This is a genomic window from Streptomyces sp. NPDC004111 (genome assembly GCF_042874215.1).
GTDB lineage: Bacteria > Actinomycetota > Actinomycetes > Streptomycetales > Streptomycetaceae > Streptomyces.
On the sequence record NZ_JBIAMU010000009.1, the window covers coordinates 239,690 to 253,369 of the forward strand.

At 74.4% G+C, this 13,680-nt stretch carries 11 protein-coding genes and 1 other RNA gene; 6 read left to right on the forward strand and 6 right to left on the reverse strand.

Annotated features, from left to right (window positions below):
* Positions 1–62 precede the first annotated feature (62 nt).
* A complete protein-coding gene (locus tag ACFYVL_RS19680) occupies positions 63–1,535 on the forward strand; it encodes an RNB domain-containing ribonuclease (protein ID WP_389246368.1) in 1,473 nt (490 codons plus the stop codon).
* Here ACFYVL_RS19680 and ACFYVL_RS19685 read toward each other — a convergent pair.
* Positions 1,474–2,430, reverse strand: a complete 957-nt coding sequence (locus ACFYVL_RS19685; RefSeq protein WP_389246371.1) for a hypothetical protein — start codon at positions 2,428–2,430, stop codon at positions 1,474–1,476. The genes ACFYVL_RS19680 and ACFYVL_RS19685 overlap by 62 nt on opposite strands.
* Positions 2,427–3,194, reverse strand: coding sequence for a MerR family transcriptional regulator (locus ACFYVL_RS19690; protein WP_389246373.1), 768 nt, complete (start codon positions 3,192–3,194; stop codon positions 2,427–2,429). Before ACFYVL_RS19690 ends, ACFYVL_RS19685 begins: the two co-directional genes overlap by 4 nt.
* A gap of 107 nt (positions 3,195–3,301) precedes the next feature.
* Between ACFYVL_RS19690 and rnpB the strand changes: the two genes are divergently transcribed.
* Together rnpB and ACFYVL_RS19700 are read left to right on the forward strand one after the other, a co-directional pair.
* An RNA gene (rnpB, locus tag ACFYVL_RS19695) (RNase P RNA component class A) lies at positions 3,302–3,705 on the forward strand.
* Positions 3,706–3,869: 164 nt separating this feature from the next.
* Positions 3,870–4,916: a hypothetical protein gene (locus tag ACFYVL_RS19700; RefSeq protein ID WP_389246374.1), complete on the forward strand. Its 1,047-nt coding sequence runs from the start codon at positions 3,870–3,872 to the stop codon at positions 4,914–4,916.
* 505 nt (positions 4,917–5,421) lie between these two features.
* Here ACFYVL_RS19700 and ACFYVL_RS19705 read toward each other — a convergent pair.
* Positions 5,422–6,291, reverse strand: coding sequence for a PhzF family phenazine biosynthesis protein (locus ACFYVL_RS19705; protein ID WP_389246376.1), 870 nt, complete (start codon positions 6,289–6,291; stop codon positions 5,422–5,424).
* A 209-nt stretch (positions 6,292–6,500) separates the two neighbouring features.
* A complete protein-coding gene (locus ACFYVL_RS19710; RefSeq protein ID WP_389246378.1) occupies positions 6,501–7,262 on the reverse strand; it encodes an SDR family oxidoreductase in 762 nt (253 codons plus the stop codon).
* A gap of 106 nt (positions 7,263–7,368) precedes the next feature.
* On the opposite strand from ACFYVL_RS19710, the gene ACFYVL_RS19715 reads away from it, so the two are divergent.
* Entirely contained in the window at positions 7,369–9,024 is a 1,656-nt protein-coding gene (locus ACFYVL_RS19715; RefSeq protein WP_389246380.1) for an alkaline phosphatase D family protein, read from the forward strand.
* A gap of 117 nt (positions 9,025–9,141) precedes the next feature.
* On the forward strand, positions 9,142–10,584 hold the full coding sequence (locus ACFYVL_RS19720; protein ID WP_389246382.1) for a Bcr/CflA family multidrug efflux MFS transporter: 1,443 nt from the start codon (positions 9,142–9,144) through the stop codon (positions 10,582–10,584).
* A 92-nt stretch (positions 10,585–10,676) separates the two neighbouring features.
* Here the strand turns inward: ACFYVL_RS19720 and ACFYVL_RS19725 are convergent, their stop codons facing one another.
* Entirely contained in the window at positions 10,677–11,051 is a 375-nt protein-coding gene (locus ACFYVL_RS19725) for a hypothetical protein (RefSeq protein WP_389246384.1), read from the reverse strand.
* 54 nt (positions 11,052–11,105) lie between these two features.
* Positions 11,106–12,494: a hypothetical protein gene (locus ACFYVL_RS19730; protein ID WP_389246386.1), complete on the reverse strand. Its 1,389-nt coding sequence runs from the start codon at positions 12,492–12,494 to the stop codon at positions 11,106–11,108.
* Between the two features lie 111 nt (positions 12,495–12,605).
* Between ACFYVL_RS19730 and ACFYVL_RS19735 the strand changes: the two genes are divergently transcribed.
* A complete protein-coding gene (locus tag ACFYVL_RS19735; protein WP_389246387.1) occupies positions 12,606–13,646 on the forward strand; it encodes a small ribosomal subunit Rsm22 family protein in 1,041 nt (346 codons plus the stop codon).
* Positions 13,647–13,680: the final 34 nt, after the last annotated feature.

Genomic DNA, 13,680 nt, shown 5'->3' on the forward strand with positions numbered 1-13,680 from the left:
CCCCCGCCCGGACCACCCCCTTCCGCCGTGCCGCTTTCCCCCTGCCGCCCTACGCTCGACCCATGCCCCGCCGCCATATCCACGTGACCGGCGCCGCCGAGGCCGCCCCGCTGCGGGCGGCCCTGCGCGAGCTGCGGACGACCCTCGACGTACCCGCCGACCCGGCCGGTCCGGACGCCTTCCCGCCCGAGGTGCTGGCGGAGGCCCGGGAGGCCGCCTGCCACCCCCGGCTGCCCGCGGACCCGTACGACGCCACCGGCCTCGCGCTGTTCACCGTCGACCCGCCCGCCTCCACCGACCTCGACCAGGCCATGCACCTGGCCCGGCGCGAGGGCGGCGGGTACCGGGTGCACTACGCCATCGCCGACGTGGCCGCCTTCGTCGCGCCCGGCGGCGCCCTCGACGCGGAGGCGCACCGCCGCGTCACCACCCTCTACTTCCCGGACGAGAAGGTGCCGCTGCACCCGCGGCTGCTCTCCGAGGGCGCCGCGAGCCTGCTGGCCGACCAGGTCCGCCCGGCCCTGCTGTGGCGGATCGACCTCGACGCCGACGGCGCGGTCCGCGCCACCGACGTCAGGCGCGCCCTGGTCCGCAGCCGCGCCAAGCTGGACTACGCGGGCGTCCAGCGGCGGATCGACGCGGGCACCGCCGACGAGTCCCTCGCCCTCCTGCGCGACATCGGCCGGCTGCGCGAGGAGCAGGAGCGCGAGCGCGGCGGGATCTCCCTCAACGTCCCCGAGCAGGAGATCGAACTCCGCGACGGCGCCTACCGGCTCGCCTACCGCACCCCGCTGCCCGCCGACGGCTGGAACGCCCAGATCTCCCTGCTGACCGGAATGGCCGCCGCCGACCTGATGACCGCCTCGGGCACCGGCATCCTGCGCACCCTGCCCGCCGCCCCCGACGGCGCGGTCGCCCGGCTGCGCCGCACCGCGCGCGCCCTGGGCATCGACTGGCCGCACCACACCTCGTACGCGCAGATCGTCCGCGGCCTCGACCCGGCGGACCCGGCGCACGCCGCCTTCCTCCAGGAGTGCACGACGCTGCTGCGCGGCGCGGGCTACACCGTCTTCACCGGCGGCGAGGTCCCGGACGCCGCGGTGCACGCCGCGGTGGCCGCCCCGTACACCCACTGCACGGCTCCGCTGCGCCGCCTCGTCGACCGGTACGCGGGAGAACTGTGCGTCGCCGCGGCGGCGGGCCAGGATCCGCCGGAGTGGGTCCTGGCGGCCCTCCCCGGCCTCCCCAAGGAGATGGCCGAGGGCACCCGCCGGCAGAACACGGTCGAGCGGGAGTCCGTCGACATCGTCGAGGCGGCCCTCCTCAAGGACCGGATCGGCGAACTCTTCGACGCCCACGTGGTCGACGTCAAGGACCACGAACCGACGGTCGGCACCGTCCAGCTGGACAGTGCCGACCTCGCCGTGATCGCCCGTGTCGAGGGCGGACGGAACCTGCCGCTGGGCGAGCGGATCAGGGTGCGACTGACGCAGGCCGACCCGGGGTCGGCGAAGGTGCTGTTCGCTCCGGCGTGAGCGGGGCGAGCGGGGAGCGCTCGCCCCGGGCGGCCGGGGTGCGGTCGCCGTCGGCCGCCCCGCCCGCGGCGGTGGCCGGGCCGTCCCCGGCCGCCTCCCGCTGCTCCAGGGCCGCCCGCGCCGCCTCCGCCAGTCCCCGGGCGTCGTCCGCGTGGAAGCAGACCGTGGTCACCGGCCGCCGCTTGCCCAGCAGCGACACCGCCTCCACCGGCTCCGACAGCCGCACGGTCACATTGGTCTGCGACGCCACGGCCAGTTCCAGCAGCCCGTCGTCCTTCTTCTGACCCGGGTTCAGCCGCAGGTCGTACCGTACGGAGACGATGTGCGCGGCGGGCAGCAGCAGATCCGTGTGGGCGCCCGCGCGCACCCGCAGCGAGCCGTCCGCGCGCACCACGTGGGGCCTGCTCACGGCCGCCGCGTGCAGCCCCAGGATCAGCACCACGGTGTACACGTCCAGCACCAGGAAGACCATCTGCACCACCGGCACCCCTGCCAGCAGGACGTGCATCCCCACCGTCTCCACCACGCACACGAAGCCGAAGCCCAGCAGCAGCGCCGACTGCGCCCCCGCGTGCGCGAACGCCGTGTCGCCGGGACCGATCCCGTGCGGACGCCGCGCCACCCACCGGGCGATCGACGCGAGCAGCCGCAGCTCGTGCCCCAGGATCCGCAGCACGGGCGCGGGCACCAGCTCCGCCACGGCCTCCCGCGCCGAGAGCCCCTGCCTGCGCAGCCGTACGAAGAGGAACACCTCGGCGCAGACCAGGGCCAGCACCAGCGCCTCGGCCGCCACCAGCACCCCGCCGGGCACCCGCACGCCCGCCAGCAGGCAGACCACCAGGGTCAGTTCCGCCGGAATGGCCGTGTAGGCGATACCTCTGAGCAGCTTCTTCACGATCCCGTTCCCTTCCGCTCGGTGACGATCCTGAGCGACAGCCGTACGGCTTCCGCCTGGGCCGGTGCGAAGTCGGCGAAGAAGGCCCGCAGGAACGCGCTGTCCTCGTCCGGCAGCGCGTCGCCGCTCCACATGTCGTCCGGCACGCACGAGGCCAGCAGCTCCGCCGCGGCCCGCACCCGCGGGTCGTCGACGGGCACGTCGCCGGCCAGCTCGTCCAGCCGGTCGTACGCCTGCTGGGCCCGCTCCGCCGCACCCGGCAGGGCGGCCGCCGCCCGCAGCGCGTCCACCATGGGCCCCCGGGCGAGGTCCGGCGCCGTGGTCTCCAGCAGCGCCAGCATCTCCCGGTCCTTGGCCGCCATCGCGCCGCGCGCGGGCAGCCCGCGCAGCAGCTCGCCCAGTGCGGGCGACACGGGCCCCTCCGGCGACAGCTCGCCGTCCCTGGCCTGCGCGAGCAGCGTTCCGATCCGCGCCCTGCGCTCCCTGATCGCCGCCTCCTGGCGGGCCAGGTCCGCGTCCAGTTCCTCCAGTACGACGGCCAGCTCGCGGCCCACGTCGTCGCGGACCACGTCGCGCACCTCGTCGAGGCCGAGCCCCAGCTCGGTGAGCCGCCTGATCCGGGCGAGCACGACGGCGTCGCGCAGGGTGTACTCGCGGTAGCCGTTGGGCAGCCGCTCGGGCTCGGGCAGCAGCCCGACGTGGTGGTAGTGGCGCACCGCACGCGTGGTGATCCCGACGAGTGCGGCGATCTCTCCGATCCGCATGACTCCATTGGAAACGTTGACGCTGCGGCAAGGTCAAGCGGACCGGTCCGTCCGGGTCCCCGGACGGCGGCCCCCGCGACCCCGGGTAGCATGGTCCGCGCAGCAGATGAGGCGACTGGACGGTCGCGTGGAGCTCCTCCGGGGGCTTCCCGAGGAACGTCCGGGCTCCACAGAGCAGGGTGGTGGCCAACAGCCACCCGGGGTGACCCGCGGGACAGTGCCACAGAAAACAGACCGCCCGGGACTCAGGTCCCGGGTAAGGGTGAAACGGTGGTGTAAGAGACCACCAGCGCCTGAGGTGACTCAGGCGGCTAGGTAAACCCCACCCGGAGCAAGGTCAAGAGGGACCGTCGCAAGACGTTCCTGCGCGGACGATCGAGGGCTGCTCGCCCGAGTTCGCGGGTAGACCGCACGAGGCCGGCGGCAACGCCGGTCCTAGATGGATGACCGTCTCCTCGGGGACCGCGAGGGCCCCGAGTGACAGAACCCGGCGTACAGGTCGGCTCATCTGCTGCTTCCTCTCCTTCGTGCGGCGTCCTTCGCGTGTGCTCCTTCGTGCGCTGTCCTTCGCAGGTGCTCCTTCGCGTGTACTCCCTGGCGTGCGCTCCTGCGCCCGCGGTCCGGCTGCCTCCGGTCACTTTCGCCCCGTGCCGGGGGCGTCGGTAGGGTGCCCGGATGGGTTTTGGATCAAGTGAAGTGGGCGGGGAACTGCTGCGCGCGGTCGCGGAGTTCGAGGCGGGGGTGGCCGCGCGCGACGCGGAGCTGACCGGGAGCGGGTTCGACGCGATACGGCAGACCTTCGGGCAGGCCGGGCCCGCGGAGGTGCGGGAGTGCGGGCCGCGGCTGGCCGCACTGCTGACCTCGGCGCCCGAAGGGGTGCGCGCGGTGGTCGCGGTGATCGTCGGGGCGTGCGTGGAGCGCGGGGCCGACGCCGGGCTGTGCGCGCCCGGGGTGTTCGCGGGGATGCGGGAGGCGTTCGAGGACGTGGCGGAGTTCTGTGCGCTGTGGGAGGAGAGCGGGGGCGGGACGTTCCCCGACCCCGAGGAACCCGGGCAGGGCCCCGACGGCGAGGCCGCGGAGCGCACCGGCTTCGGTCCCGCCCTCGCCTGGTGGACGCTTCCGCAGTGGCAGATGGCCGCTTTCGCGTTGCTGAACGAGGAGGCGGGGCGCGGGCAGGTTCCCTGCCGCGGGGAACTGCTGGCCCTGCTGGCCCGGATCGAATGGGCCTGCGAGGAGAGGGGCGGCCCCTCCCTGAAGGGGCTGCGGTACGCGCTGCGGGTGCTCGACGGGGAGCCGCTGGTGGTGCTCCACCGGGAGAGCAGCGCCGGGTTCCTCGTCCGCATCGGCGGCATCGGGGACAACTTCCAGCTCCACACGCTGCTCGCCGACGCGCTCGTGGGCGGCGGCCATCTGCCGGGCACGCCGCCGTCCGCGGAGGCGGTGGCCGTCTGCCGGGACGTCGAGGGCCAGGTCCTGACCCAGGGGTCGTTCAACCTGGTCGGTGCGGACGGGGCGTGGATCTGGAACGAGGGCGACCCCGCGGACATTCCGCCGGTGAACGGGACGCGGGTGCTGGTCCTGGACCCCGAACCGTATGCGCGGAGCTGGCCGGCGGGGAGGTACTTTCCGGGGATGCGTGGGGGGTTGGTGGTGGAGCGGGTGCTGAGCCGGGACGAGTCCCGGACCTGGCTCTCCCACACGACCCCGGCCCAAACGGGATAGCCGTTGCCCCCGCCGCCCCCTTGGACGCCGGGCCCGCACGCTCGCTCCCCCGCCCCGCCCCGTCCCCTTGGGCGGCGGGGCCGCCCCCCGGGGGCGGGACGGGCGGGCAAGGGGGCGGCCCCCGGCGGAGCCGCACCCTCCGGCCCCGCCCGGCCCGGCCCGCTGCTCCGCACCCAAGTGGCCGCTGCGCGGGGCTTCACCCCACCCCGCCCCTTCCCGAAACCGGAGCTCCGCCCCGGACCCCGGGTGGCGAGCCCGCCAGGGGAGAGTGCGCACGCGCGGGAGGAGCGTGGTTGCTCGCGCAGTTCCCCGCGCCCCTGAAGGGGCGTTGATCGCGCCCGCGCGGCGGCAGCCGCACAGTGACACAGTCCCGCGCCCCTGCCGGGGCACGCCACGCTCGTGCCCGCGCGGCGGCAGCCGCACAGTGACACACCCCCCGCCCCTGGAAGGGGCACACATGTACCGGGGAGTGGGGGATGCCGGCGTCCGCGCCCCCCGCCGCGCCTCAGGAGATCGCGACCGCCGTGCCCGAGACCTGGACGCGGGGGTCGTCGGCCCGCAGCGTCACCGTCAGCGTCCCCGGCCTCCCCATGTCCTCCCCCTGGTGCAGCGTGAGCGTCGACTCCGCCGGTACCAGCCCCAGCTCCCGGGCGTACGCCCCGAACGCCGCCGCCGCCGCGCCCGTCGCCGCGTCCTCGACCACTCCGCCCACCGGGAACGGGTCGCGGACGTGGAACACCGTGTCCGAGACGCGGTGGACCAGCTGGACCGTGGTCAGGTCCAGGCGTTCCATCAGCGTGCGCAGCCGGACGAAGTCGTAGTCCAGGTCGGCCAGCCGTGCGCGGGTGGCCGCCGCGAGGACGAGGTGGCGGGCGCCCGCGTAGGCGATGCGGGGCGCGATGGCCGGGTCGAGGTCGCCTGCGGGCCAGTTCAGGGCGGCCAGGGCTTCCTCGACGTCCTGCGGCTCGGCGGCCTCGGTGTGCGGTTCGACGCTGGTGAGCGTGGCGCGCAGGGTGCCGTCGGGGGAGGCCGCGACGTTGACGGGCACCGTGCCCGCGTTCGTTTCGAACGTGAGGTCCAGCGGCCCGAGCCGCTCACCGAGCGCGACGGCGGTCGCGACGGTGGCGTGCCCGCAGAAGGGGACCTCCGCCTTCGGGCTGAAGTAACGGACCCGGTACGCCCCGGGGGCCCGGCCCGCAGTGAGGAAGGCGGTCTCGCTGTAGCCGAGTTCGGCCGCGACGGCGAGCATCTCCGGGTCGTCCAGGGCGGAGGCGTCGAGGACGACGCCGGCCGGGTTGCCGCCGGCGGGGGTGGTGGAGAAGGCGGTGTAGCGGAGGATCTCGGCGGTGAGCGGAGACGCGGGGTCGGTAGTCATGGTCGGCACAACCGGTGGGCGGGAGTGCGCATTCCCACGCTGGCGAGTGGCGAGTGGCGAGTGGTGGGTGACGTGGGGGAGCGGGGGGGGCCGGGCAAGGCAGGGCAAGGCAAGGCAAGGGGCCCGCTCCGCCGGGGGCTGCCCCCCTGCCCGCACGTTCCGCCCTCTCGGGCGGCCCCGTCGCCCGAGAGGGACGCGCGGCGGCGTGGTCAGCCGCGGCCCACGTAGGGCATGGAGGTGGCCAGGACCGTGGCGAACTGGACGTTCGCCCCCAGCGGCAGGTCCGCCATGTGCCGCACCGTGCGGGCCACCTCCGCCACGTCCATCACCGGCTCCACCGCGAGCCGGCCGTCCGCCTGGAGGATGCCGGTGCGCATCCGTTCCGTCATGTCCGTGGCCGCGTTGCCGATGTCGATCTGGCCGACCGCGATGTCGTACGCGCGGCCGTCCAGGGACAGGGACTTGGTCAGGCCCGTCATGGCGTGCTTGGTGGTGGTGTACGCGACGGAGTGCGGGCGGGGGGCGTGGGCGGAGATGGAGCCGTTGTTGATGATCCGGCCGCCGCGCGGGGTCTGCTCCTTCATCAGGCGGTAGGCCGCCTGGGCGCACAGGAACGCGCCGGTGACGTTCACCTGGACGACCGACTGCCAGTCCTCGTAGGAGAGTTCCTCGGTGGGCACCCCGCCGGGCCCGAAGGTGCCCGCGTTGTTGAAGAGCAGGTCGAGGCGGCCGAAGGTGTCGCGGACCGTGCCGAAGAGGGCGTCCACCTCGGCGGGGGAGGACACGTCGGTGCGTACGGCGAGGGCCGTGCCGCCCGCCGCCCGCGCCAGCTCCGCCGTCTCCTCCAGCGGCCCGGTACGGCGGCCCGCCAGGGCCACCGTCCAGCCGGCCGCGGCCAGTTCCACCGCCACCGCCCGGCCGATGCCCGAGCCCGCTCCCGTCACCACCGCGATCCGTGCGTCAGTACTCATGACAGGGGAGGGTAGCCAGATCCGCCGGTCAGGAGATCATCTGTCCGTCATGTGGTGGACGTGTACGTGACAACCAGGTGCCGTTCCGGCGCGCTCAACTGCCCGCATGACAGCCTCCGGAGCACCCCAGCACTCTCCCGAACTCCGCGCCGCGGCACGCCACTTGACACACGGTCGGCGCCGCTTCCTCACCGTCGCGGGAGCCGCCGCGGCCCTCGCCTTCGCCACCAACCTCCCCGGCGCCGGCGAGGCGCACGCCGCGTCCGCCGGTGACTTCGACGCACGGCGGATCACCGAGAACCCCTTCACGCTGGGCGTCGCCTCCGGGGACCCGCTGCCCGGATCCGTCCTGCTGTGGACCCGGCTGGCCCCCAGACCGTACGAAACGGACAGCGGTCTGCCCAGGAAGCGGGTGCGGGTCGAGTGGGAGATCGCGCACGACGAGCGGTTCGGGCGGGTGGTGCGGCGCGGCGGCGTCACCGCCCACCCGGAGTTCCACCACAGCGTGCACGTCGAGGTGGACGGGCTCGGCACCGACCGCGTCCTGTACTACCGCTTCCGGGCGGGCCGGTGGATCAGCCCCACCGGACGGACCCGCACCGCTCCCGCCCCCGGCGCCCGCAACAGTGCGCTGCGGCTCGGTGTGGTCTCCTGCCAGGCGTACCACGACGGCTACTACACCGCCTACCGGCACCTCGCCCAAGAGGACGTCGACGCCGTCTTCCACCTCGGCGACTACCTCTACGAGTACGCGGTCAACGCCACCGGCGGCGAGCGCAAGTACACCGACCGCCGGCTGCCCGCCCACTTCAACCGGGAGACCGTGACCCTGGAGGACTACCGGCTGCGGTACGCCCTCTACAAGTCGGACCCGGACCTGCGCGCCGCGCACGCCGCGCACCCGTTCGTCGTCACCTGGGACGACCACGAGACCGAGAACAACTACGCGGGGGGCACGCCGGAGAACGACGTGCCGCCGGAGGAGTTCCTGCTGCGCCGGGCCGCCGCCTACCGCGCGTACTGGGAGAACCAGCCGCTGCGCGCCCCGCAGCGCCCCACCGGCCCCGACATGCGGCTCTACCGGCGGCTGCGGTTCGGCAGGCTCGCCCAGTTCGACATCCTCGACACCCGCCAGTACCGCTCCGACCAGGCGTATGGCGACGGCTGGCAGGTGCCGGGCCCGGAGTCGGAGGACCCGGGCCGCACCATGACGGGCGCCGCCCAGGAGCGCTGGCTGATCGACGGCTGGCGGCAGGGCCCGCGACCCGTGTGGAACGTCGTCCCGCAGCAGGTCACCTTCGCCGAGCGGCGCGACAAGGACGCCCCCGGCTTCAAGCTCAGCATGGACTCCTGGGACGGCTACCCCGCCTCCCGCGCCCGGATCCTCGCCGGGGCCGAGTCCGCCGGGGTGAAGAACCTGCTGGTGCTCACCGGTGACGTGCACGTCTCCTACGGGCTCGACATCAAGCGCGACTTCCGCGACCCGGCGTCGCGGACGGTCGGCACCGAGATCGTCACCACGTCGGTCACCAGCGGCAAGGACGGCGCCGACAGGCCCGCGAACTGGGCCGCCCTCACCGGCGCCAACCCGCACATGAAGCACTACAACGGGCGGCGCGGCTACGCCCTGGTCACCCTGGGCACCCAGCAGGCGCGGGCCGACTTCCGGACCGTGTCCGCGGTCAGCACGCCCGGGGCGCCCATCTCCACGGCGGCCTCGTTCGTCACCGAGGCCGGAAACCCCGGACTGAAGCCGGTGTAACGCACACTGATGTGCGCCGGGTCGCTCCCCCTCCGTGCCGCAAGCGCTCCCACCAGTGCCGAAAGACTGTTCCGAACACTCCGGAAGAGCTGAGAGCATGGGTCGGTATTCAACGAAATGGGAGCGATGATGCCGGAGAGCGGCAAGAGTTCAGCAGGATCGGCCGGGCAGGAGCACATACCCGCGGCGGGCGCGGAGGTCATGGCGGCGGCGGAGTCCGCGACCGCCGCGACGGCCGGAACCGTGTCCGCCGTCTCCGCCGCACCCGCCGTCGCCGCACCCGCCCGGCCGGTGTCCGGCGAGGCCGCCCCGGGCAAGGGCACCGACGGCGCGGGGCGGACGGGCGGGGCCGCCGTCCGCCGCACCGGCCTCCTGGTCACCCTCGTGCTCGGCGGCCTCACGGCCCTCCCGCCGCTCTCCATGGACATGTACCTCCCGGCCCTCCCGGAGGTCACCGGCGCGCTGAACGCGCCGGCCGCGACCGTCCAGCTCACCCTGACCGCCTGCCTCGCCGGCATGGCGCTCGGCCAGCTCGTCGTCGGCCCGCTCAGCGACAAGCTCGGCCGCCGCCGCCCGCTGCTCTTCGGCATGGTCGTCTACGTGCTGGCCACCGCCATCTGCGCGCTGGCCCCCAACGCGGAACTCCTCATCGCCTTCCGCCTCCTCCAGGGCCTGGCGGGCGCCGCCGGAATCGTCATCGCGCGGGCGGTGGTCCGCGACCTGTACGACGGCGTGGAGATGGCCCGCTTCTTCTCCACCCTGATGCTGATCTCCGGGGTGGCCCCGGTCATCGCCCCGGTGATCGGCGGCCAGGTGCTGCGCCTGACCGACTGGCGCGGCGTCTTCTACGTACTGACCGGTGTCGGCCTGGTGCTGACCCTGGTGGTGTGGAAGTGGCTGCACGAGACGCTGCCCGAGGAGCGGCGGCACACCGGTGGCGTGGGCGCGGCCCTGCGCACCATGAAGGGGCTGCTCGCCGACCGGGTCTTCACCGGCTACATGCTGACCGGCGGACTCGCCTTCGCGGTCCTCTTCGCGTACATCTCGGCCTCCCCGTTCGTGGTCCAGGAGATCTACGGGGCGTCCCCGCAGACCTTCAGCCTGCTGTTCGGCGTGAACTCGATCGGCCTGATCGTCGTCGGCCAGATCAACGGCAAGGTCCTGGTCGGCCGGGTCCGCCTCGACAAGGTCCTCGCGTTCGGGCTGGCCGTGGTCACGCTCGCCGCCACGGCGCTGCTGCTGATGACGAGCGGGGTGTTCGGCGAGGTCGGGCTGTGGCCGGTCGCGGGCGGGCTGTTCGTGCTGATGTCGGCGATGGGCCTGATCATGCCGAGCACCAACACCCAGGCCCTGATGCGCACCCCGCACGCGGCGGGCTCCGCCTCCGCGCTGCTGGGCACGTCGTCGTTCCTGGTCGGCGCGGTCGCCTCGCCGCTGGTGGGCATCGCGGGCGAGGCCACGGCGGTCCCGATGGCGGTCGTGCAGCTGGTGTGCGCGCTGCTCGCCGTCGTGTGCTTCACGGCCCTGTGCCGCCCGTGGCAGCGCACCTCGGACGCGTAACCGGCGCAGGGGTACGAGGACGGCCGCCGCCCGGTGCCGGTGGGCGGCCGTCGCCGTACCCGCCCGCCACCCGCTCTCCCTTGCCCGCCCCGCTACCCGCTCTCCCGGAAGCGGCGCAGCAGTTCGAGCGCCGGGGCGCTGTCCGGGTCGAAGCTGTAGATGCCCTCCTGCTTGTGCGGGACGGACGGCCCCCACACCCGGGCCGCGTGGCAGTCGTAGGAGAAGGCGATCTCGAAGAGCATCCCGCGCGCGCCGTGCACCCGCACTCCCCAGCCCGGCAGGAACGTCCGGCCGGGCTGACTGCCCGGCAGCGCCTCGACCAGGGCGAACACCTCCCGCGCCTGGTCGGCGTCCCAGAGCGCCACGTCCTCGCCCGCCATGGTCCTGGGCATCGGGTCGTTCGCGTCCGGGGTGATCCGGACGACCTCGACCAGCTCCGTCTGTTCGTGTGCGCGGGGCAGCAACATCCGCTCAGCGTGGCCGAGTTCGGCCCGGTGCGCCAGAGGCGCGGCACGGGCGGTTCAGCGGCGCGGATAGCCGATCAGGTACGGGCGCTCGCGCCGGTCGGTCCACCGGAACAGCCCCGTGCCCGCAAGCTCCGTCTCCGGCGGCACGGCGGTGTCCTTGAGGGCGACGGGCGCGCCGGTGGCCAGCGGGACCTCGACGGGGGTGCCGGCCGCCGAGGTCGGGCTGGTGGTGCCGTAGGCGATGCCGTCGTCGGTGACCGAGGTGAGGGTGACCGGCCTGCTGCCCTCCTTCTCCTGGAGGCAGTGGCCGGTGGTCGCCTCCTTGGGCGCGGGGGTGCGGAGGTCGAAGGCGAGGTTCCCGGCGACCAGGTACTGGCCGCCGGGCGCGGTCACCGCCTGCGGGTAGGTGCCCGGCTCTATCGCCGGTTTGCGGCAGTCCACCGAGGCCAGCACCTTGCCGGTGGCCGCGTCGTGCACCGCCCACCGGTCCCAGCCGTCGGGCTTCTTCTTCTGCCACTTCGCGAGGATCTGTCCGGTCGCGGTCACCGAGGTGGGCAGCCCGGACACCGGGTCGGTGCCCTTGGGCGCCACCGACCTGCTGTACCAGCCGCCCTTCACCCAGAACTCGGTGCGCCCGCCGACCAGCAGCCCCTTGGCGGTCAGGCCCCGCACCTCGGTGCGCACCCCGCAGTTCTTGCACCCCTTGGGGGCTCCGAGGTCCTTGGGGGTGTACGCGGTCGGCCGCCCGGTCTCCGGGTCCACCACGGTCGCGGTGGCCGCGCCGTCGGTGAGCAGGATGCCGGGGCCCGTACCGGAGACCACCGGGACGCCCGGCCAGGGCAGCTCGGTGTGCTGCTGGCTGCCGTCGCGGGCGTCGTACATGTCGAGGGCGACCACCGAGTCCCCGGTGGACAGCGCGTCCGCGCCGCTGACCTTCCCGTACGACCAGGTGACGAAGAAGCGGCGGTCGCCCTTGGTGACGGTGAGCAGCTTGGGGAAGTACGCCGGGTCCGACAGGGAGCGCCACGGCTCGCCCGACCACACGGTCCGCCCGGTGCGCGCGTCGTAGGCGCGGAGCACGAAGCGGTCGGCGCCGGAGCGCTCCACGTGCGCGACGAGGGCGGGCTCCTGGGCGAGCGCGTACTCCGCGGAGCCGCCGACGATCCGCCACCCCTTCGTGTTGTCGTACGCGGCGGGCGCGGCCAGCCGGGGCGTGGCGGGCGGCGCCTCGGTGGCCGCCTTCGCCGGCTGCCCGCCGTCCTTGCCCGCGTCCTTCGCGCCCCCGCCGTCCTGGCCGCCGCCGCAGGTGGCGAGCAGCAGGAGCAGGGCGAGCACGGCTCCTGCGGCCACCAGCGCCATGCGCACGATCCGCTGTCCCACGGTCTGCCCCCTGATCCGCCGTCGCACGGTCTGCCCCGACACATTGCCGCCGGAAACGGTCAACGGCTGTCAGAGTATGCAACTGCCTCTGGAAGCGCAGCAGTTCACCGATGCCCCTTTTGGGGCCCCGGTGCGGTCCGGCCCGGCGCGCCCGGCCGGCCCTACACTTCTGCGGTGAACTCCACCCTCCCCACCTCGGCCGCGGGCGCCCCGACCGCTCCCGGCGCCACCCCGGACGTGCTGCGCGGTGCCCTCGCCGGGCTGCTCGACGGACTGCCGCCCAAGCAGGCGGCGCAGGCCGTCGAACGGCTGATCGCCAACTACCGGGGGACCACCCCGACCGACGCCCCGGTGCTGCGCGACCGCTCGGACGTGGCGGCCTACGCGGCCTACCGGATGCCGGCGACCTTCGAGGCCGTACGGTCCGCGCTCGGGGCGCTGCGGCTGGCGGCGCCCGGCTGGGTGCCCGCCACGCACACCGACGTCGGGGGCGGCACCGGGGCCGCGAGCTGGGCGGTCTGCGAGGCGTGGGGGACGCAGCGCAGCACCGTGCTGGACTGGGCGGAGCCCGCGCTGGCGCTGGGCCGGGAGCTGGCCGAGGCGTCCGGGGTGCCCGCCCTGCGCGACGTCGTGTGGCAGCGCTCGCGCATCGGAACGGCGCTCAGCATCGAGAGCACCGATCTCGTCACCATCTCGTACGTGCTCAAGGAACTCACCGAGGCCGACCGGGACACCCTCGTCGAGGAGGCCGCCCGCGCCGCCACCGGCGCCGTCGTCGTGGTCGAGCCCGGCACCCCGGACGGCTACCGGCGCGTCCTGGCCGCCCGCGACCGGCTGATCGCCGCCGGGCTGCGCGTCGCCGCCCCCTGCCCGCACAGCGCCGCCTGCCCGCTGGAGGCGGACGGCGACGACTGGTGCCACTTCTCCGCCCGGGTCAGCCGCTCCTCGCTGCACCGCCAGGTCAAGGGCGGCTCGCTGCCCTACGAGGACGAGAAGTTCGCGTACGTGGCCGCGGTGCGGGAGGAGGCTCTCGACGCCACCGCGGCCGGCGCCCGCGTCGTGCGCCGGCCGCAGATCCGCAAGGGACTGGTGATGCTGGAGCTGTGCCGGGCGGACGGCACCCAGGCCCGGGAGAACATCTCCAAGAAGCGGCACGGCGACCTGTACCGCACGGCCAGGGACACCGACTGGGGCGACGAGTGGCCGCCCCGTTAGAGGGGCGGGGCGCCGTGCCGCCGGGCACCGGACG

What these genes read in the sequence shown, in the direction of transcription:
- ACFYVL_RS19680 (WP_389246368.1), top strand. Translation starts at nt 63, where the DNA reads ATGCCCCGCCGCCATATCCACGTGACCGGCGCCGCCGAGGCCGCCCCG.
- ACFYVL_RS19690 (WP_389246373.1), bottom strand. Translation starts at nt 3,194, where the DNA reads ATGCGGATCGGAGAGATCGCCGCACTCGTCGGGATCACCACGCGTGCG.
- ACFYVL_RS19700 (WP_389246374.1), top strand. Translation starts at nt 3,870, where the DNA reads ATGGGTTTTGGATCAAGTGAAGTGGGCGGGGAACTGCTGCGCGCGGTC.
- ACFYVL_RS19705 (WP_389246376.1), bottom strand. Translation starts at nt 6,291, where the DNA reads ATGACTACCGACCCCGCGTCTCCGCTCACCGCCGAGATCCTCCGCTAC.
- ACFYVL_RS19710 (WP_389246378.1), bottom strand. Translation starts at nt 7,262, where the DNA reads ATGAGTACTGACGCACGGATCGCGGTGGTGACGGGAGCGGGCTCGGGC.
- ACFYVL_RS19715 (WP_389246380.1), top strand. Translation starts at nt 7,369, where the DNA reads ATGACAGCCTCCGGAGCACCCCAGCACTCTCCCGAACTCCGCGCCGCG.
- ACFYVL_RS19720 (WP_389246382.1), top strand. Translation starts at nt 9,142, where the DNA reads ATGGGAGCGATGATGCCGGAGAGCGGCAAGAGTTCAGCAGGATCGGCC.
- ACFYVL_RS19725 (WP_389246384.1), bottom strand. Translation starts at nt 11,051, where the DNA reads ATGTTGCTGCCCCGCGCACACGAACAGACGGAGCTGGTCGAGGTCGTC.